The organism is Corynebacterium sp. HMSC071F07, assembly GCF_001810285.1.
Lineage (GTDB): Bacteria > Actinomycetota > Actinomycetes > Mycobacteriales > Mycobacteriaceae > Corynebacterium > Corynebacterium simulans.
This window is the reverse complement of the sequence record NZ_KV800704.1, coordinates 1-19,705: the sequence shown is the minus strand read 5'-3', so window position 1 is coordinate 19,705 and position 19,705 is coordinate 1. Positions and strand designations below refer to the sequence as shown.

Sequence of the window (19,705 nt, the reverse complement as noted above, 5' to 3'; positions counted from 1 at the left end):
CTTTTAAGAAATCTCGTAGGCGGTCGCGGCATAACTGCGCGTAATGAACTGAAGAGCGCGCGCCAATTCCCCTAAGGCGGGTTCAGGATCATTGCTCGATTCAGCGATTGAATGGGGAAGGTTCGCCTCTTCCTCTCCCCACAAAACAATTTTCAATGGTACCAAAGCATTTTCTTCTGGCGGGTCTATCTGCGGGTCAAAGAATATGTCACGCACCGCTGTTCCACCTCTTTGCTGTGCGCGCTCCAAAATATGTGGCAACGCCTCAGGGTCAGCAAAAGTACCGCCCAGACCATGCGCAGCCCAAACCGCGGCGGCCATGCGGGCAACCAGGGCATTGATAAATACTCCGGAACGCTCCTCTGACCAGGAATATGGGTCGACGCCGCAGGAATGAATAACCCTCGCGCCCTCCACAAATTCCCGCAGCTCGCGGCCGGGGTTAGTTGCGGAATCATGCTCTGGGCTAAGCGCCTCCAGCTCGCGGTCCACTGCGTCGGCGGCTTCCTCCAACCTGCGGGCTACGAGCTCTCCTTCTTCTTCGAGGACCGCAGCCACCGCATACAGCGCGGCGATGAACCGAGCCGGCGAGGCTCCCTCCGCCGTGGGCAAAGTGGGTGCCACAAAGGTGGACTCGGGAGCGTCCTCCACGAGCGGACCGCGCGAGGGCCCGACCAGTACAGTAGCGGCTCCCCTTTTATCCGCAGCAATAAGTGCACGGGAGGCCCAGTCACACTCCGCACGCTCACCTACCACCACGACGACATCCAAGGCACCAACAAAGTGCGGGAGTGATTCCGCCACCACCAACGGAATGCGCGCTGGCTCGGCCAGCCCTACCGCTGTATAGGCAGCCGCGCGGGCTATCTGATCAGTAGGCAAAATGACCAGGCAGCGCGGTTTAGCCCCGCCCAAAAGGCCGGCCAGCTGCGAGATAGCACCGCCTAAGACCCTGATTTGGGCTCCTTCATGAGCGACGTCGAAATAACGCACTGTTTCTGGGTCATAAGCTGCGCCATCATAGTAAGCACTATCCATGCCGCCGAGCATAGTCTGGCCCTCGGACACGCAGTAGTGCTAATTAGAACTTCCCCAGCCAATTATGAATAAAACCCCAGGTATATAATCCCTTTTTGCACGTGAGGTGAAATACCTCAACTAGAATCAACCAGCATGGTTGCAGCAGAAAGTCCGCAGATTCACCCCGTAGTTTTGATTGGTGGCGGCCCCGGCGCGTGGGACCTCATCACGGTACGTGGAATGCACGCCTTGCAAAAGGCGGAGATTATCTTGGCGGATCACCTGGGTCCAGTGCAGCACCTGGACAAGCTCTGCGACGTGGCAAACAAAGAGCTCATCGATGTCTCCAAGCTGCCGTATAAGCGCCAAACCTCCCAAGAAAAGATCAACGAACTCCTCGTCGAGTATGCGCTTGCCGGTCGAAAAGTAGCCCGCTTGAAAGGCGGCGACCCGTATGTCTTCGGCCGCGGTTTTGAGGAGCTGCAGGCACTTACCGCCGCGTCCATTCCGGTGGAAGTAATCCCTGGCGTTACCTCCGCCATCTCGGTTCCTGCTTTGGCAGGCGTGCCCGTCACCCAGCGCGGCATTGTCCATGCATTCACAGTGGTTTCCGGTCACCTGCCGCCAGGCCACGCCAAGTCTTTGGTGGATTGGCAAGCGCTAGCGCAATCGGGGGCTACGCTCAGTATCATCATGGGCGTGAAGAATTCGGCAGCCATCGCCCAGGCGCTTATCAATGGCGGACGTTGCGCATCGACGCCTGTGGCCATCATCCAGGAGGGCACAATGGCCAGCGAAAGGGTCTACAAGTGCGTCCTCGGGGACCTCGCGGAGACCGTCAGAAAAGAGCAAGTTGCCCCGCCCGCGGTCTTCGTCATCGGCGAGGTCGCCGGGCTAAACAGCCAGGATGCGCAGTAAACGCCACCTGGCTTAGTTCGCCTGCAGCGGCCAGTACTCCTTGGTCCGGCTGAGCTCCGGGGCAGTTTGCGCCACCACCTTGAAGCCGCGGCCCCCGCGCGGGCGGTGTGGCACCGCAGCGTGGAATGCCGCATGCGCTTCACGCTCTGCCTCCTCGGCAGCTTCTTCAGCAGTGCGCGCCGCACGTGTGCGTCGAGCACCAATCGCCGTAGCAGCCACTCCCGCTACAACCACGAGGATCTGCACAGCCACCACGAACCAAGGCGCGATGGCCCAACCGAAGTAGGCTTCAGCACCGCTTATCACCTTGCCGATGTTCAGCGCCACGATTGCAGTACCGACGAAACCGCCCAGCACCACCGGGTTAATGCGCGAAATCAACCAAGCGGCAATCGGTGCCGTAACCGCCCCGCCAACCAGCAGCGCAATCACCGCTGCCAAATTAGCCACGATGTCATTCCACAACCCCACCAGGAACCCGGCAGTCGCGCCGAAAGTCACCAGGAATTCCGCCGTATTAACGGTTCCCACGATGCGCCGCGACTGCTCTTTACCGATCGCCATCATCGTCGAGGTGGATATCGGACCCCATCCACCGCCGCCAGTGGCATCGACGAATCCGCCGACTATCCCTAGGCCGGCTAGAAATCCCGCGGAATGCTTGCTGCGATAGGCCGAAGGCTTCTTTTGCAGGCGCGCGAAACGCCACACGAGGTTGGTTCCAATGCCGACAAGAATTAACGCGGTTATCGGCGCCGCAGCCGCAGTCGAGATATTAGACAACACGCTCGCCCCCAGAAAGGCCGCGAGCGCCCCGGGCAGCCCGAGCTTGAATACCGTTGGCCAATGCACGTTTCCAAAGCGCCAATGGCTAATCCCTGATACCAGCGTCGTTCCGAGTTCCGCCGTGTGCACCACCGCAGAGGCTTGTGCCGGCCCAAGACCAGCCAAGAGCAGCATGGTCGTGGAGGTTACGCCGAAGCCCATGCCAATTCCGCCGTCGACAAGCTGTGCCGCAGCGCCGGCTAGAGCAATCAGAATGAACGACCGCATTTTTTATCCGATCTGTGCAAGCATGTGAGTCTGGGTGGACAAGCCCGCTGCATGGGCAAAACGGTCAGCAACAACCCCAGCAAGGTCAGTGCCTAGCGGGAAGTCTCCTTGTGCAGGGGAATCCGCGAGCAGGTCCAGCAACAGCCCTGCCGTGCTAAACAGTGGCAGCACCCGCACCTCGCCTTGGCGGCGCACCTGCTTGGCGACGCCCTCTTTCCCACCACGTGTTGCAAACACCACCGAGGTGGGCAGATGGGTGAGGCTTTCTACATTCGCAGCGAGGTCGCGCACAGAGCTATCCGCCTTCTCGTCCGAAGAGCCCACGGCATAGATGACGAGATGCTGTGGTTTCTTACCTGTCTGCGGCGCCATCGCACGCGCTGCTAGGAGCTCCGCGATGTCGGCACCGGTGCCTAAGCCTTCTGCTTGCAGCAGCCGCAGCCCGGCGGATTGCGCAGCGCGATCGATCGCTTCCGGCACATCCACGCGCAGATGACAGCCCCGCGTAAACAGCAGTGGTACGACCACCGCTTCCCTCTGCCCCGCGGTAGCTACTCGTTGGGCTGCAGCTTCCAGGTCAGATTCGTGAAAATCGAGGTAAGCCGCTTCATAAGATGTGGCGCCGGCAAGCGCCGCCGCCTTTCGCGTCAAAGCCTCAATGCCAAGAGCTGCCTCTGGATGGCGCGAACCATGTGAAAGCGTAATCAGTGCGCTCATCGTCTGCTCCCCGCGCTTGCATCCTGCTTAGCCGTAGACAGATGCCCGCGACGTTGCAGCGATCGTTGCAACGCCTCGTTGGAGGAAACCGCCTTGGCAGGTGCTACCGGCGCATCATCCTGACCGTGGAACATCACGGAAAAGATACGCAGGCACTCGCAGCACTTCCAAGCGAAATCGCCTTCCTCATCGGGAAAGAGGTTCATGCCGCCGCAGTAGGGGCAGTACATCGGATGGTTGCGGTTCGGATTCGGCTCGCGACGAAAATTCACTGCAGATCCTCCTCATCTGCGCGCAGGACCCAGTGGCGGAACTGCTCGCCTTCCTCGCGCTGCTCCTTATATTTCTGCACCAACCGGATGACATAGTCTGGGACCTCATCCGCGATGACCTTGTGCCCGCGCAGCTTGCGCCCCCAGTCCGGGGAGAGCCCGAGCGCGCCACCCAGATGCACCTGGAAGCCCTCAACACGGTTTCCTTCGGAATCGGTGACTATCTGGCCTTTCAGTCCGATATCCGAGACCTGGGAACGCGCGCAAGCATTCGGGCAGCCGTTGAGCGCAATGGAAGTCGGCACGTCGAGGTCGCCCAAGGTGTCTTCCAAGATGTCCACCAGCTCAATCGCCCGGGCCTTCGTGGTCACGTGCGCAAGCTTGCAGAACTCCAAGCCGGTGCAGGAAATAACGCCGCGCCGGAACTCAGATGGCTGTGAGTACAAACCGGTCTCATCGAGCGCCCGCGAAAGAGCCGGAATATCGGCTTCCTTGACGTCGAGGAAGAGAAGTTCCTTCATCGGCGTGGTGCGGATGCGGGTAATGCCGAAACGCTCCGCGACGTCGGCAATAGCGATGAGCTGCTCGCCCGTGGCGTGGCCTACGGTGGGCTTGACGCCGAGATAAAAGTTGCCATCCTTTTGTCTGTGCACGCCGAGGTGGTCGCGGGAGCCAGGCTCGACGGTAAGGGGCTCGCCGTCGGCAAGCGGGGCGTCCAAGTACTCATTTTCTAGCACCTCGCGGAACTTCTTGATGCCCCACTTCGCGACTAGGAACTTCAGGCGCGCTCGATTGCGATTGCGGCGGTAGCCATAATCGCGGAAGATGCGAGCCACGCCGGCCCACACCTCCGGTACACGCTCAAGCGGCACCCAAGCGCCCAAGGACTGGGAAAGCATGGGATTCGTGGACAAGCCGCCGCCGACGAAGCAGTCGAAACCAGGGCCGTACTCGGGGTGATCGACGCCGACGAACGCGATGTCCTGAATCTCGTGAGTAACGTCCTGCCGGCGATTGCCCGAAATGGCCGTCTTGAACTTGCGCGGGAGATTGTGGAACTCCTCGCGCGGGAGGTAGTTAGCCACGATGTCATCGATGGCCGGGGTGGCGTCGATGATTTCGTCTTCCGCGACTCCCGCCACCGGCGAGCCCAAGATGACGCGGGGAACGTCGCCACAGCCCAACAGAGTATCGAGGCCCACCGCGCGCAGCTTTTCCCAGATACCCGGGACGTCCTCAATCTGAATCCAGTGCAGCTGGATGTTTTGGAGGTCCGTGAAATCCGCGGTGGAACGCGCATAATCCCGCGAGATCTCCCCCACCGTGCGCAGCTGCTGCGGGCTGACGCGACCGCCGTCGAAGCGCACGCGCATCATGAAGTACTCATCCTGCAGCTCCGCATTGCTGAGCTTGGAGGTTAGCTCGCCTCCTAGATTCTGTTTGCGCTGGGTATAAAGGCCAAGCCACTTAAAGCGCGGCGCAAGGTCCTCCGGCGGGATGGACTTAAAGCCCTGCTTGGAGTAGATATCGATGACACGCTGGCGGGCGGAGAGACCACCGTCCTCGCGCTTGATCTCCTCGTCCGCGTTAAGCGGCTTTGTACCGTCGATTTTCCATTGTCCTTCTGGCTTGCGCGTACGAGACTTGGCGGTAGGTTTCGTTGCGGTAGTCATGGCGGTGAACAATTGCCTTTCGTAGTGGTTGCCAAAAACCTACCTGTCTAACCTCAATAGACAAAGCGGTTCGGATTAATTTCACCACTCTTTACAATGTGACCTGCGACAACATCGCCAAGCTGGAAGAATCTAAATAACCCGGTTGCCGGATTTACGTTAACGCGGTTCAATAAACCCCACGCTCACGAAGTTTCAGCAGACTAATCAGTCTAATATTCATAAAAGGAATTAGAACGACTAGTATTACGACCAGTACCTGAACGATGGCTTTTAGCGTTTAGCGCTAGTCGTTCCAATATTCCGTAAAAATCTTGAGGAAAGGCCCACTACTGACATGTCGCAAGCCCCACTGAAGGTAGCCGTCATCGGCGCTGGCCCAGCAGGCATCTACGCCTCTGACATCCTGGTTAAAAAGACCGGTGGCAATGTTGAGATCGATCTCATCGAGCAGATGCCAGCTCCCTTCGGCCTGATCCGCTACGGCGTGGCGCCGGACCACCCACGCATCAAGGGCATCGTCAACTCCCTGCACCGCGTTTTGGAAACCGAGCAAATTCGCCTCATCTCCAACGTGCACATCGGCCGCGACCTCACCGTGGCTCAGCTACAGGAGCATTATGACGCAGTCGTCTTCGCAACCGGCGCTGTCGGCGACCGCAACCTCGACGTCCCAGGCGCAGACCTCGAAGGCGTCCACGGCGCAGGCGAGTTCGTTGGTTTCTACGATGGCAACCCACGCTTCAACCGCGAGTGGGATCTCAGCGCAAAGGAAGTAGCCGTCGTGGGCGTGGGCAACGTTGGACTCGACGTCGCCCGCATCTTGGCGAAGACCGGCGACGAGCTCAAGGTCACCGAAATCCCAGACAATGTCTATGACTCCCTGGCCAAGAACCAGGCTGAAACGGTCCGCGTTTTCGGCCGCCGCGGCCCCGCACAGGCTAAGTTCACTCCGCTCGAGCTCAAGGAGCTGGACCACTCCCCGACCATCAACGTTGTTGTCGACCCAGAAGACATCGACTACGACGAAGCTTCTCTCGAAGCACGTGCAAACTCTAAGTCCCAGGATCTGGTCTGCCAGACCCTCGAGGGCTACGCCATCCGCGAGCCGAAGGATGCGCCGCACACCCTGCAGATTCACCTCTTCGAGCAGCCGGTCGAAATCCTCGGCGAGAACGGCAAGGTCACCGGCATCAAGACCGAACGCACGGAGCTGACTGGTGACGGCAACGTTCGCGGCACCGGCAAGTTCACCGAGTGGCCTGTCCAGGCTGTTTACCTCGCCGTAGGCTACCGTTCCGATGCCATCGATACCGTTCCTTTCAATACCGACAAAAACGTCATCAACAACGATGGTGGCCACGTCATCGAGCAGGACGGCAGCATCGTTCCGGGCCTTTACGCCACGGGCTGGATCAAGCGTGGCCCGGTCGGACTTATTGGCAACACCAAGTCTGATGCAACGGAGACCATCGGTATGTTGCTCGAGGACGCCGAGGCTGGCAAGCTTTCCCACTCCTCCGACGAGGACATCACCGCAACCTTGTCCGAAGCAGGCATCGAGTTCCTGACCTGGGATGGTTGGAAGAACCTCGACGCTGCCGAGCGTGCGCTTGGTGAGGCAGAAGGCCGCGAGCGCAAGAAGTACGTCGAGTGGGAGGACATGGTTACCCACTCCCGCGGCTAATTTTCCCGCATAAAAGCGCCAGCATTGTGCTGGCGCTTTTTGTGTTTTGCGGCGCGGCCACGCCCTGCGGCTCGGCTAGGGCGGCGCTCACCCGCGGCTCAGCCTCCGCGAATGTACCGTTTCTTGCAAATAGGCCGGCAAAGCTAGCCTGTTTGGGTTCACTATTTACAGGAAACGGTACACGCAGAAAGGCGGCCTGCGCGAAGGCACCGGCACGGGAAAGCGCCTAAGCGCGGATAATGCCGAGAACCTTCTCCACGATGGCATCGACCTCATCAGCAGTCTTTGCCTCGACGTTCAGGCGCAACAGCGGCTCAGTGTTGGAAGCACGCACGTTGAACCACGCATCGGTGCCTTTCAGCTCGACGGTCACGCCGTCGAGCTCGTCGATGGACTCAATCTCCTCAGCCAAACCGTCGAGCACTGCCTGCGTAGCAGCCTTCTGATCCTCCACGGTGGAGTTAATCTCACCAGAAGCTTCGTAACGCGAGTACTGCGCCATGAGTTCAGAAAGCGGCTTATCGGATTCGCCCAACGCAGCTAGCACGTGCATCGCAGCGAGCATGCCCGAGTCCGCGTTCCAGAACTCCTGGAAGTAGTAGTGCGCAGAGTGCTCACCGCCGAAGGCAGCCTTCTCCTTGGCCATCTGGGCCTTGATGAAGGAGTGACCCACGCGGGTACGCACAGCCTTGCCGCCGTTTTCAGCGATAAGCTCCGGGACCGTCTTGGAGGTAATCAGGTTGTGAATGATGGTCGAGCCTGGGAACTTCTTGAGGTAGCGCTCCGCGACAAGTGCACAAATAGCAGAAGGCGAAACTGCATCGCCGTTTTCATCGACCACGAAGCAGCGATCGGCGTCGCCATCGAAGGCGAGTCCGATGTCTGCCTTCTGCTCCTTCACAAAGGCCTGCAGGTCCACGAGGTTCTTCGGGTCCAAAGGATTAGCCTCGTGATTCGGGAAGGTGCCATCTAGCTCGAAGAATAGCTCGCGCACGTCAAAAGGAAGGCCCTCGAAGACCGCCGGAACCGTGTGTCCGCCCATACCGTTTGCTGCATCCACGGCTACAACGAGCGGGCGGGAAGACTCCAGCGGAACCAAAGAGCGCAAGAAGTTTGCGTAGTCAGGCAGGACCTCACGCTCGGAGACGGAACCTGCGGCGCCGTCGTAGGCTGGAACACCATCTACGAGCATGTCCTTGATTGCTTCCAGGCCGGTCTCTTGGCCCACCGGGACAGCACCAGCGCGACAAAGCTTGATGCCGTTGTACTTGGCTGGGTTATGCGAGGCGGTAAACATCGCACCGGCGCATTCCATGGAGCCTGCTGCAAAGTAGAGCTCATCAGTGGAGGTCAAGTTCAACTTCACCACGTCTAGGCCCTGCGAAGCTACGCCTTCAGCAAAGGCAGCAGACAACGCCGGCGAAGAAGGACGCATATCGTGGCCCACAGCCACCGTCTTCTCGCCTTCTTCGCGCAAAATAGCAGCGAAAGCAGCACCAGTGTCGCGGACGAAATTCTCATCAATGTCTTCACCCACGACGCCACGGACGTCATAGGCCTTAATAACGGCGTTTAGCTGTTCACGAGTACGCATAACCTGCAATAGTACTCTTCCCCCAGCCCCAAATACTGGAGCCGTGGCCTAAAACTAGTCCTCTTTCAAGCGATGGCGGCCACCCGCGGCGGATTCGGAGGCGTCCTGAGTCAGGGCGTCGTCAGGCACGACGCTCAAGTGTGCCCGGCGGCGCTGCTTGGCCTCGCTTACGCGGCGCGTGCGGAAGACCGGGTGGTTGGAGCTATCAGGATCGGCGCCATCAAAGTTGGCGGCGTAGTCGATCGGGTCTTGGCCGGAGCCCGAACCATCCTCAACTAGCCCGGTGGTGACGCGCCCGCCCTCGCGAACTGCCTCGGCCAGAGCCATGAGGTCGTCTTCTTCCTCAAGCTCAATGCGGTCCACGCGCACCATCTCCCAGCCGATGGGAGCGGTGATGCGGGAGCTGTGCTTTTCGCACAAGTCCCAGCTATGCGGATCAGTCTCCTCCGCGAGCGGGCCTACGACGGCCGTCTGCTGTGAATACGCGTAGGTCAAAGTTGCCACGGCGGGTTTGCCGCAGCCTGGACGAGAGCAATGACGAGAATGATTCACGGCAATGAGTCTAAACCTTTAGTTGAGATTTGAATAGTCGAAACTCGGCGCGCCCCGCACGAAAATGGTCATGTGAAACCTTAAAATCACGGGCATGACCATGCGCCGCCCCCACACTCGTCCGTTCCGCGACCGCCGCGGAAGGGGCATGCACGGACCGCTTTTGCCACAATCGACGCCGCGGTTCCGTAGCAAGAGCGAGCGCTTCGACATGGCCGTACTCGAGGCCTATGCCCCCATCCAGAATGCTTTTGCAGAGCAGCTCGCCGGATTGGACTTGGCGGTGGACACGGTTCCACGCATGCGGCTTTCTGCTGATATGACGGTCCTGCCGGAAGAGATCATCGCCGACGGCCCTGTACCTTTAGGCCGGGTTGTCCCCGCTGGCGTTGACGCTGCCGGCCACCCAACACGCGCCCGCATGGTAATTTTCCGGATGCCCATCGAGGAGCGTGCCGAAACATCTAGCGAACGCGCAGAGTTACTAGGCACGGTTCTAACAGCCTTGGTGGCCAACTACCTCAACCTTGATCCACAGGACGTTGATCCTCGGTTTAGCTGGTAAGCAAAAATCCTCCATCACAATCCACGCCCTAGCGTCAGATGGCACTAAACATAGATAGAGGTGAAGGATTTAAGAAGAAAGGTCTCCCTAGCCGGAGGTTAACCAATCTCACGCTTGAGGCGGCGGCGTTCACGATCAGACAGTCCGCCCCAGATTCCGAAGCGCTCGTCATGCTCAAGTGCATACTCGAGACACTCATCTCGCACCGCACAAGCCTGGCAGATACGCTTGGCTTCGCGGGTGGAGCCTCCCTTTTCCGGAAAGAAGGCTTCAGGATCAGTCTGCGCGCACAGTGCCTGGTCTTGCCACTCCTGCTCGACGGCGCCAAAAAGCTCATCGAGAGACATCTCTGCGGCAGCACCGCCACGGAGAATAGCGCCATTATTTGAGTTTTTCTCCACGCTAATTCCTTTCTCCGAGGTTGGGTAGTTTCTTCTAAGTTGCACCGACCTTACACCGAAGCCAAAGTTTGGCGGAGGTGTCGCCGATGCGCTTGATTACACTGATGTTATTTCACACCGGATCACTAAATATCGTCAACCCGAAAACGGGGCCTTCCGGGGATTCTCGCCAAAAACGCAGCACACGATCCCCAACTTTCACATCCGTCACATAGATCCCCCTCTGGGGGTAAGTCCTGGGGGTACTATATGTAGTGGTGCTTCATATTCCTGTGAACAATTCCAAGGTTTGATCGGCGTGTCGCCACCATCTAAGCCGATCTGCTGGATCTCTGCGCGCACAAGCTACCCAGCAACCAAAACCGTAAAAGACCAGCTAAAAAGCGAAAACTCCCACCACCTGCGCCCCCTTAAAAGGAAACGGGTCGTGGGAGAGATAACTTAAATGTCTGCCTTTTTAAGCGTCAGAGCTGAAGCGGACGCCGGCATCCGGAATCTGCACGCCTGGGAAGACACGCATGCCTCCCTTGAGTTCACAGCGGGCGCCGATGACAGCCCCCTCACCAATGACGCAGTTGTCGATGTGTGCGTTGGCACCGATATGCGCGCCCGAAGCGATAATCGAGTTGCTGATGATTGCCCCCGGCTCGATGGTCACGCCGTCAAAGACAACAGTGCCGTCCAGACGCGAACCTGCACCAACCTCGGAGCCGCGGCCAATCGCGGTGCCAGAAAGCAACAACACACCGCCGGCGATTCCCGCAGACTCATCGACGATGGACTCACCGGTGTGGCCTTCCAACAGCGGCGAATGAGCAATGCCGCGAACCAAGTCAGAAGAACCGCGCACGAAGTCATCTGGGCGGCCCATATCGCGCCAGTAGGAGTTGTCGACGTGGCCTACCACCAAGCGGCCGGACTCCAACAGGCTCGGGAAGGTCTCACGCTCAACGGAGACCACGCGGTCAGCCGGAATGGTCTCAATGACTTTCCGCTTGAACGTGTAGCAGCCAGCGTTAATTTGGTTCGTTGGCGGGTCCTCGGTCTTTTCCAAAAACGCCGTCACGCGGCCGTTGCTGTCAGTCGGAACGCAGCCGAAGGCGCGCGGGTCTGCCACGTTAAGCAGGTGCATGGTAACGTCCGCATCTTTTTCGTGGTGGGTCTGCAAGATGCCGCCCAGGTCCATACCGGAAAGAACATCGCCGTTGAAGACCATCACGGTATCGTGGCGCAATTTGTCGTAGACGTTGCGGATGCCACCGCCGGTACCCAGCGCGGTCTCTTCTACTACGTATTCGATTTCCAAGCCCATATCGGAACCGTCACCGAAGTACTCTTCGAAGACCTCTGCCTTAAACGACGTCGACAGCACCACGTGGGTAATGCCCGCAGCCTTGATGCGGGCAAGAAGGTGCTGGAGGAACGGATAGTTAGCAGTCGGCAACATCGGCTTTGGGGTGCCGATGGTCAGCGGGCGCAGGCGGGTTCCACGGCCACCGACGAGGATGACGGCATCGGTAGAAGCGCCCCATTGGACAGCTGCTTGACTCATAGAAGAATTCCTTATGCGAATAAATCGACGTGTTTTATCGGGGTCAGTGTATATGCCCAAGGAGCCTAGCCACTGCTGCGGCACGCTAGGGCGCTTAGAGCAAACCCGCGCAACCGCAGTCCGGCCTTGAGCGCTAGTCGGACTGGCGCTTGCCACCACTGCGGATGGCGGTCCGCTTGGAAGCGGTAGGCCGAGTCGTGGTGGGCTCGCAGCATCGCACCCGCGTGCGCCTGGGTAGAGTGCCCTTTGGCATGGGTGATGATTGCCTCAGGGCAAAAGGCGTTGCTCCAGCCCGCACGACTAAAACGGTCGCCCAGATCGACGTCTTCCATGTACATGAAGTAGCGCTCGTCAAAGCCGCCGATCTGCTGGAACGCATCCCACCGCACCAAAAGGCAGGAACCCGAAAGCCAGCCCGCCTCGCGCTCAACGGACATATCGGCGTCATTGCGATAGGCACGCGACCACGGGTTGCTAGGCCAGATGGTGCCAAACAGGGCGTGGCCGATGCCGGTGGTCAATGTGGGGATCGCACGCGCGGAAGGATAATACGAGCCATCCGGTTCCACGATGCGCGGGCCTACGGCTGCGGCTTGTGGATTCCGGCGCGCGCACTCCACCAACTTATCCAAAGCTCCAGGAGTAAAAGTCACGTCTGGGTTGCTGATGAGGAAGAACTCTTCATCGACCTCACCCAGCGCGCCAGAGCTGACGAGCCGCGCGCCGGCATTCATTCCGCCGCCGTAACCGATGTTGCCGCCCGTGTCTAAAAACACAACGTCGTCACGGCCAGCAGCCGCGGCCTGCGGCACTGAATCGGTGGAGCCGTTATCCGCCAAGACCACAGCCGTGGGCCGGTTGGTTGCGCTTTCCAGCGATTTAAGGAAATCCCCGAGGTAATGGCCCGGCGAATACGTCACCGTGACCACTGCGAGGGCAGTTACGTTATCTGTGTTCACAATGCTGCTTAGCGTACCCATACTCGCTGCTAGGTTACTGCCAAGACACTACAAGCTTGACAAAAATCATGTATAGATCACGATTTCTTTATCTTCTCGCCTAAACTGTCACAAGATCAGCCCTAACTTGGCTACACGGCAAGCACCGAGAGAAGCCACCTTGCTTGCTGCCACCTTTGAACGCCACAATTAGAAAGTCCTCCTCCTGTGTCTTCTGAGAAAAAGTCAGACAAGCAGCGTCATTCCCGCGCCATCTCGCCCTCGCCCAATTCGGCGACGGCGGTAAAGCAACAGGGGTCCAAGCCCCTGAAGGCCATCATGGCATTTGTGTCGGCGGCAATCTTGGTGTTCTCTGGCGTTGGCTATGCCACCGTGGGCCGCGTGGGAGATGGCATGTCCTCTGTCTCTAACCTCGCGTTAGGCAACAAGGGTGGTTTTAAGGCAGACACCGAAGATGGCGCGATGGATATCTTGCTGGTGGGCAAGGATTCGCGCACGGATGCCAAGGGTAACCCACTATCGGAGAAGGAACTGGCGGACCTGCACGCCGGTGTGGACGAGGGCGAGGAAAACACCGACACAATCATGATCATCCGCATCCCGGATGACGGCTCCCGTGCAACTGCGGTTTCGATTCCGCGCGATACCTACGTCGACGACGGCGATTTTGGAAACACCAAGATTAACGGCGTTTTCGCCAACCACAAGACGGACAAGGTCGAAGAGCTAGAGCAAGAAAACGCCGAGGCAGAGGCTGAAGGCAAGAAGAAGCCGCATTCCGCGAAGGAGATCGAGCAGCAGGGCGTGGAGGCCGGCCGCCAGGGACTTATCAGCATGGTGCGCTCGCTCACAGACATCGACATCGATCACTACGCTGAGGTCGGCCTGCTGGGCTTCGTGCTGCTTACCGACGCCGTCGGTGGCGTCGACGTGTGCTTGAACAACGACGTCAAGGACGTCATGTCTGGCGCTGATTTCAAAAAGGGCCGCCAGACCCTCCACGGCGCCCAGGGCCTGTCCTTCGTCCGCCAGCGTTACGAGCTTCCGCGCGGCGACTTGGACCGCATCGTGCGCCAGCAGGCATATATGGCTTCCTTGGTTTCCAAGGTGCTCTCCTCTGGCACCCTAGCTAACCCGAATAAGCTCTCCAAGATTGCTGACGCAATCGAACGCTCTGTAGTCATCGATGAGGGCTGGGACGTCATGGGGTTGGTCACCCAGCTTTCGGGCTTGGCCGGCGGCAACGTCACCTTCACCACCATTCCGGTGACCTCCATCGACGGCGTGGGTGACTACGGTGAGTCCGTCGTGACCATCAACAAGCAAGAGGTCCATAAGTTTATGGATGACCTCGCCAAGACTGCGGAGCAGACGGAGGAAGCCGCGGCGTCGTCAAGCGCAGAGGCAGGCTCCAACCCTTCCGAAAAGCCAGTGGCCGATGGCATCGAGGTCAACGTGCTCAACGCGGGCAGCATCGACGGCCTGGCCTCCGGCGTTGGCACGTGGCTGACTGGCGTGGGCTACAAGGTCGGCCAGACCAGCAATGCCGAGCCGGGCTTGTACTACGAGTCCCAGGTTGTCGCCGCGGATGAGAACGATCAACGCGCCAAAGACTTGGCTGAGCAGCTCGGCGGTCTGCCGGTTACGTCCAGCCCGTCGCTGGATGAAAACACCTTTGTCGTCGTGGCTTACGACGACTACGAAGGCCCGTCCGACAAGGAAGCACAGGACGCAGAACCTACCGACACCGCACCGAGCGAGCAGGTCGGCACCCCAGGCAGCGACATGGGCGCGGCAGAGGTTGCCCCGGAAATCGACGCCGGCGGCGAGGGCCCGCGCTGCGTAAACTAAACGCCACACAAACTAAGTAATTCTCAAGCCAGGGACCTAATCCAAAAGGTTCCTGGCTTTTCTTAGGGATCGTTCCCCAATTTTTTGGCAGGTAGTTGCCATTTAATGTTAGAAAATGAGTATCCCTATCACTCACCTTCCGGGGCGCTCGGGGGCCTAGGACCGTGGTGTGAAAGCATTCCCTGCCGCGCAAAGGCTCAGTCACCTACCATGGGCGGACATGGATATGCTTCAGCACCTACTTTCCGCAGATGCCGCAGCGCCGCGCCTGACGTTCTACAACGAAGCCACCGGCGCGCGCATGGATTTTTCCGCACAGACCTTGGATAACTGGGTCTCCAAGATTGCCAACATGCTCTTAGAAGAGCTTGAGCTCGCTTCCGATTCCCTCATTTTCCTCGACCTTCCTGTTTCCTGGCAGCCCGCAGTTATCGCTTTGGGTGCCATTGCTGCCGGCGTCGACACAGCGTTCACGCGCGCCGAGCTAGACGGCGCAAGCCCCGATGTTATTTTTGCCGCGCCCGAGGGCTTTGCAGAGTTGAGCGAGGAATTCACAGGCGCCGATGTTGTGCTCGTTACCGATGATCCATTCGGGCGCGGCGTCATCGAATCTGGCGGCGAATTGCCCGCCGGCGCCATTGATTTTGGGCCCACCGTGCGTTTCTACGGTGATCAGTTCTATGGCCCCACCACCGCTTTACCGGAGCTTTATCCTGCCGCCGGCCCTGCCCAACGCGTAATGTCCGCGGGGTGGAAGGACAAGGATTCCTTTAAGAAGTTGATTCTCGAACCGCTCGCATGTGGAGGCTCCGCCGTGATTGTCGCCGGCATGTGCACTGCCGAGCGTTTAGAAGAAATCGCCGCCAACGAGAAGGTGGATCTGCGTCTTTAGCTGGCACGAACGCCATCGGCGGGGTTAATTCCCAGAAACTCCTGGAGGCGCGTGACCACGGCATGGATTTCCGCGGCGGCGAAGTGCCCGCTACGCCAAGCCGCGTGCAGGGGCACACCGCCTAGCATCTCCTCCGCGTTGCAGATGCGCAGGCCTACCGCGTCGTGAGCCTGCAGAGCACTGGAGATGGCGATTGCGCGCCCGGCTCGCGCGAGGGCGATGAGCGTAACGGTGTCCTCACACTCGACGACGTCGCCAAGCACAGCGTGGCTGCGCCCTACAAAGGCATCGAAGAGCCCGCGCGAGACGCTGCGCCGGCCTGACATGGCTAGGCGATGAGTGACCAAGTCCTCCACCTCAATGCTGTCTTGGCCCGCTAGAGGGTGCTCCTTGTTTACCCACGCCCGGATAGTGGCCTCCCCCAGCGGAACGGAATCAAGCCCCTCCTTTACTGGAATTGGCGTCACCACCACATCGGCGGTGGTATCTAGCGCCTGGTACACCTCGTAGTGCTCGACCGCCAGCGTGGTCAGAAGCGGAATGTCCTCGCGCGCGTCAACGATGAAAGGCGCCAAGATCGTCGAGATGGTCGTCGGCGTTGCCGCCACTTGCAAGGCGCGCATCTCGCCGCGTTGCAGCGCCGAAACCGCCTGCGTAGCCCTGTTATTATCTGCCACCAATTGCTGGCACACGGGAATCAATGCCTTGCCCGCCTCGTTGAGACGCAGCACCCCAGCTGCGCGTTCGAAAAGCTCGAGCCCCAGCTCCTCCTCAAAGCGCCGCAGCTGGCGGCTTAGCGCTGGCTGGGTGATGCTCAATTGCTCTGCCGCGGTGGTCACGGAACCGGTGCGCGCAAGCGCCAAGAAATATTTCGCCCTCGTGTAATCCATAAATCTTCATTTAACACGAGCTATTACCAATGAGCATGGATTTGAAAAATCTTAGACATTAGACAACATGGACGAAAACCCTTCACAATAGGGTGAAATTGTTGCACCAATCACAAAAGAAGGATTGTCTGAAAACTATGACTCGTCGCCATGTTGGCACCGCCATCGCTGAATCTCTCGCAGCACACAACGTCAAGCGCGCATACCTCGTCCCAGGCGAGAGCTTCCTGCCAGTACTTGATGGGCTCTATGACAGCCCCATCGAAGCCATCGTTACCCGCCAGGAAGGCGGCGCTTCCTACATGGCAGAGGCACACGGCAAGGCCACCGGTGAGCCGGGCGTCGCAATGGTCACCCGCGGCCCAGGCGCCTCCAATGCTTTCGTTGGCATTCACACCGCCTGGCAGGATTCCACCCCGATGGTCCTCTTCGTGGGCCTTATTCCCTTCCCCGACCGTGACCGTGAGTCCTTCCAGGAGTTCGACCCAAAGGCTTGGTTTGGCACCCAGACCAAGCAGGTCTTCATCCTCGATGACCCATCCCGTGCTTCCCACGTGGTGGCCGAGGCATTCTTCCAGGCCAAGCAGGGCCGCCCAGGCCCAGTAGTGGTGGGCCTGCCGGAGGACATTCTCCACATGGACTTCGACGGGGAGATTATCCAGCCAATCAACGTGACAGACGGCGCGGTATCCCCAAGCGATATCGCCGAGCTTTCCGAGGCCCTACGCTCCGCCGAGCGCCCACTCATCTTCGCCGGCGGCCCGCGCTGGACCCCAGAGTCCGCACGCCAAATCACCGAGTTTGCAGAGACCAACCAGATTCCGGTGGTCCACGATTTCCGCGCCAGCGACCGCATCCCTTTTTCTTCCCCGGCCAACGCCGGCTGGCTGGGCTACGGCCGAGATGAGAAGGCAGCTGCGCTGCTCAAGGATTCCGACCTCGTACTCGCCGTTGGAGCAGTGCTTGGCGACGTCCCGACTGACGGCTACAAGCTGCGTCAAGGCGCAAATGACCACAACTTCTTCATCAACATCGATTCCAGCCTGCGCGGCAACTCCGCAGCCGTCACCCGCCACATCCTGGCCAGCCCGGTAGCCTTCGCCGAAGCGCTATCTGAGATCAATGCGGGCGAGGCCTCTGCTGCCCAGCAGCAGTGGTTCGCGGATGCGCACGCGGCGCAGGTGGCTTTCTCTACGGTTCAGGACGAAGCCGACTGGCGCCCGGCTCCTGAGGGAACCGCACACATCGAATCACTCATGCGCGCCATTCAGGAGCAGGCCCCAGAGGATTCCATCTACACCTTCGGCGCCGGCAATCACTGCATCTGGGCGCAGCAGTTTATGCACACCAACGTCTACCCCTCCCAGTTCAGCGTGCGCAATGGCTCGATGGGCTACTCCGTTCCAGGTGCAGTCTCCACCAAGCTGGAGTTTCCTGAGCGCACCGTCATCGCCATTGCTGGCGACGGCGAGTATTTGATGAATGGCCAAGAGCTGGCTACCGCCTTGCAGTACGGCGCTCCTTATCTGACCGTCGTGATGTCCAACGGCGAGTTCGGCACCATCCGCGATCACCAAAAGAACCACTTCCCTGATCGCGTTTCCGGCACCCAGCTTTCCAACCCGGATTTCGCCGCCGTCGCCCGTGGCTTCGGCGCACACGGCGAGCTTGTCACTTCCGACGCCGAGGCAGGCCCTGCCGTCGAGCGCGCCCTGCAGGCTATGCGCGAGAAGCAGATTCCAGCAGTCATCAACGTGATTGTGGACCAAGCTCTGTCGCTGCCTGACAACGACTAAACCTGTCCCCAAACAAAGGATTTTTCAATGAGCGATACCGTTGCTACCGCTGTTGAGCGTGCGGAGGCCAAACCTGCTGGCTCCACGATGACTTGGGTCATCACCCTGTTCGGCACTGCCGTCGGCGCAGGAATTTTGTTCCTTCCACTTAACGCTGGTGGATTTGGTTTCTGGCCGCTGGTCTTTGCCACGGTCTTCATCCTGCCGCTGGTCTATTTCTCGCACCGCACCTATGTCCGAATAGTCAGTGGCGCGCCCATCCGCGACCACGGCAAGGACGTCCTGGAACTGGCCACGCAGTATTTTGGCCGCACCTCCGGCATCGTTATCGCCATTTTGTACTGGCTCGCTATCTTCCCCACGGTGCTGATTTACGGCATCAGCATCACCAACTCGGTCGATAGCTTCATCGTCAACCAACTGGGTGGACCTTCCATCAACCGGTGGGTACTCGCTATCCTCTGCGTGGGCATTATGACCGGCGCGTTCGCCGTGGGCCGCAAGCCCATGCTGTGGCTGGCCCAGGTGCTGGTCTATCCGCTCATCTTCGCTTTGGCAGCAACGTCCATCTACCTCATCCCACGCTGGGATTTTCAGAGCTTCCTGCACTACGACAACGGTGAAGGCGACTTTGGAATCCTCAAGGGAATCCTGCTGATTCTGCCGGTGCTTGTATTTTCCTTTTCCCACATGGCGGCACTGTCTCAGTTCGCACTAGACATGCAGCCGGCCTATGGCGAGAAGACCGCCAAGCGCGTTGACCGCACGGAGCTGCTTACCGCCATCTTGCTGGTGGTCTTTACCATGTTCTTTGTTTGGTCATGCGTCCTGGCTTTGGGCGCCGACGGTATGAATGAGGCGCTGGAACAAAACATTCCGGTACTGTCCTACTTCGCTAACGTCACCGGCACCCCGTTCATGGCCTACATGGCACCCGTTGTGGTCATGTGCGCCATCATCTCCTCCTACTTCGGCCACATGCTGGGCACCGAGGAAGGCACAGAGTACCTGCTGCGCCTAGCAGCGCCAAAGATGGCTGAGCGTATCTCGCACCGCAGCCTGCTCAACATCATTTATCTCATCACCTTCGTTGGCACTACCCTGGTGGCGGTCTATAACCCATCCATCGTGTCGATGATTTCGGTCGTCGGTGGCATCTTCGTGGCTTTCCTCGTTTACCTGGTCCCGGTCTACATGTTCAAGAAGTTCGACGCTTATTCCAAGTTCAAAAATGACCCGTGGAACTACTTCGTATTTGGCATGGGAATCGTCATTATGGCGGTTACCGTGTCGATTTGGGGTAGTTGGTACCG

The 19,705-nt window shown here is 59.2% G+C and carries 18 protein-coding genes; 7 read left to right on the top strand and 11 right to left on the bottom strand.

Annotation, left to right across the window (positions count from 1 at the left end; all coding sequences use genetic code 11):
- Positions 1 to 3: 3 nt before the first annotated feature.
- On the bottom strand, positions 4 to 1,038 hold the full coding sequence (locus tag HMPREF2724_RS04775; protein ID WP_070432439.1) for an exopolyphosphatase: 1,035 nt from the start codon (positions 1,036 to 1,038) through the stop codon (positions 4 to 6).
- A 135-nt stretch (positions 1,039 to 1,173) separates the two neighbouring features.
- Here HMPREF2724_RS04775 and cobA point away from each other — a divergent pair, with 135 nt between their 5' ends.
- The gene (gene cobA, locus HMPREF2724_RS04770; protein ID WP_070432421.1) at positions 1,174 to 1,938 is read left to right on the top strand and encodes a uroporphyrinogen-III C-methyltransferase; all 765 of its coding nucleotides are present in this window, start codon (positions 1,174 to 1,176) and stop codon (positions 1,936 to 1,938) included.
- Between the two features lie 12 nt (positions 1,939 to 1,950).
- Here the strand turns inward: cobA and HMPREF2724_RS04765 are convergent, their stop codons facing one another.
- From HMPREF2724_RS04765 to HMPREF2724_RS04750, 4 genes are read right to left on the bottom strand one after another with little or no spacing between them, the layout of a single operon-like run.
- Positions 1,951 to 2,991, bottom strand: coding sequence for a sulfite exporter TauE/SafE family protein (locus tag HMPREF2724_RS04765; RefSeq protein ID WP_070432420.1), 1,041 nt, complete (start codon positions 2,989 to 2,991; stop codon positions 1,951 to 1,953).
- A 3-nt stretch (positions 2,992 to 2,994) separates the two neighbouring features.
- On the bottom strand, positions 2,995 to 3,708 hold the full coding sequence (locus HMPREF2724_RS04760; protein WP_070587425.1) for a sirohydrochlorin chelatase: 714 nt from the start codon (positions 3,706 to 3,708) through the stop codon (positions 2,995 to 2,997).
- The gene (locus HMPREF2724_RS04755; RefSeq protein WP_061920984.1) at positions 3,705 to 3,980 is read right to left on the bottom strand and encodes a hypothetical protein; all 276 of its coding nucleotides are present in this window, start codon (positions 3,978 to 3,980) and stop codon (positions 3,705 to 3,707) included. The genes HMPREF2724_RS04760 and HMPREF2724_RS04755 overlap by 4 nt, the downstream gene beginning before the upstream one ends.
- Entirely contained in the window at positions 3,977 to 5,653 is a 1,677-nt protein-coding gene (locus HMPREF2724_RS04750; RefSeq protein WP_070432418.1) for a nitrite/sulfite reductase, read from the bottom strand. The genes HMPREF2724_RS04755 and HMPREF2724_RS04750 overlap by 4 nt, the downstream gene beginning before the upstream one ends.
- A 337-nt stretch (positions 5,654 to 5,990) precedes the next feature.
- Here HMPREF2724_RS04750 and HMPREF2724_RS04745 point away from each other — a divergent pair, with 337 nt between their 5' ends.
- A complete protein-coding gene (locus tag HMPREF2724_RS04745; RefSeq protein WP_061920981.1) occupies positions 5,991 to 7,340 on the top strand; it encodes an FAD-dependent oxidoreductase in 1,350 nt (449 codons plus the stop codon).
- A gap of 226 nt (positions 7,341 to 7,566) precedes the next feature.
- On the opposite strand, the gene HMPREF2724_RS04740 is transcribed toward HMPREF2724_RS04745, so the two are convergent.
- Together HMPREF2724_RS04740 and HMPREF2724_RS04735 are read right to left on the bottom strand one after the other, a co-directional pair.
- A complete protein-coding gene (locus tag HMPREF2724_RS04740) occupies positions 7,567 to 8,934 on the bottom strand; it encodes a phosphomannomutase/phosphoglucomutase (protein ID WP_070432417.1) in 1,368 nt (455 codons plus the stop codon).
- A gap of 54 nt (positions 8,935 to 8,988) precedes the next feature.
- Complete coding sequence (locus HMPREF2724_RS04735) at positions 8,989 to 9,486, bottom strand: DUF3499 domain-containing protein (protein WP_082778557.1); 498 nt, start codon at positions 9,484 to 9,486, stop codon at positions 8,989 to 8,991.
- A 94-nt stretch (positions 9,487 to 9,580) separates the two neighbouring features.
- Between HMPREF2724_RS04735 and HMPREF2724_RS04730 the strand changes: the two genes are divergently transcribed.
- Entirely contained in the window at positions 9,581 to 10,051 is a 471-nt protein-coding gene (locus HMPREF2724_RS04730) for a metallopeptidase family protein (RefSeq protein ID WP_062039102.1), read from the top strand.
- Positions 10,052 to 10,149: 98 nt separating this feature from the next.
- On the opposite strand, the gene HMPREF2724_RS04725 is transcribed toward HMPREF2724_RS04730, so the two are convergent.
- The 3 genes from HMPREF2724_RS04725 to HMPREF2724_RS04715 all read right to left on the bottom strand — a co-directional run bounded on the left by HMPREF2724_RS04725 (position 10,150) and on the right by HMPREF2724_RS04715 (position 12,984).
- Positions 10,150 to 10,398: a WhiB family transcriptional regulator gene (locus HMPREF2724_RS04725; RefSeq protein WP_005528147.1), complete on the bottom strand. Its 249-nt coding sequence runs from the start codon at positions 10,396 to 10,398 to the stop codon at positions 10,150 to 10,152.
- A gap of 511 nt (positions 10,399 to 10,909) precedes the next feature.
- On the bottom strand, positions 10,910 to 12,004 hold the full coding sequence (locus HMPREF2724_RS04720) for a mannose-1-phosphate guanylyltransferase (RefSeq protein ID WP_061920973.1): 1,095 nt from the start codon (positions 12,002 to 12,004) through the stop codon (positions 10,910 to 10,912).
- A gap of 65 nt (positions 12,005 to 12,069) precedes the next feature.
- Entirely contained in the window at positions 12,070 to 12,984 is a 915-nt protein-coding gene (locus HMPREF2724_RS04715) for a glycosyltransferase family 2 protein (RefSeq protein WP_070587418.1), read from the bottom strand.
- Between the two features lie 186 nt (positions 12,985 to 13,170).
- Here HMPREF2724_RS04715 and HMPREF2724_RS04710 point away from each other — a divergent pair, with 186 nt between their 5' ends.
- Both HMPREF2724_RS04710 and HMPREF2724_RS04705 read left to right on the top strand, forming a co-directional pair.
- The gene (locus tag HMPREF2724_RS04710; RefSeq protein WP_210386678.1) at positions 13,171 to 14,814 is read left to right on the top strand and encodes an LCP family protein; all 1,644 of its coding nucleotides are present in this window, start codon (positions 13,171 to 13,173) and stop codon (positions 14,812 to 14,814) included.
- A gap of 220 nt (positions 14,815 to 15,034) precedes the next feature.
- A complete protein-coding gene (locus HMPREF2724_RS04705) occupies positions 15,035 to 15,706 on the top strand; it encodes a TIGR03089 family protein (RefSeq protein WP_062041833.1) in 672 nt (223 codons plus the stop codon).
- Here the strand turns inward: HMPREF2724_RS04705 and HMPREF2724_RS04700 are convergent.
- Positions 15,703 to 16,596, bottom strand: a complete 894-nt coding sequence (locus HMPREF2724_RS04700) for a LysR family transcriptional regulator (RefSeq protein ID WP_070455497.1) — start codon at positions 16,594 to 16,596, stop codon at positions 15,703 to 15,705. The two genes, HMPREF2724_RS04705 and HMPREF2724_RS04700, sit on opposite strands and share 4 nt — an antisense overlap.
- 137 nt (positions 16,597 to 16,733) lie before the next feature.
- Between HMPREF2724_RS04700 and HMPREF2724_RS04695 the strand changes: the two genes are divergently transcribed.
- Positions 16,734 to 18,392, top strand: a complete 1,659-nt coding sequence (locus HMPREF2724_RS04695) for a thiamine pyrophosphate-dependent enzyme (RefSeq protein ID WP_061920964.1) — start codon at positions 16,734 to 16,736, stop codon at positions 18,390 to 18,392.
- A gap of 27 nt (positions 18,393 to 18,419) precedes the next feature.
- Positions 18,420 to 19,705, top strand: a 1,286-nt coding sequence (locus HMPREF2724_RS04690; protein ID WP_070587413.1) for an amino acid permease, incomplete at its 3' end; no start/stop codon positions are given.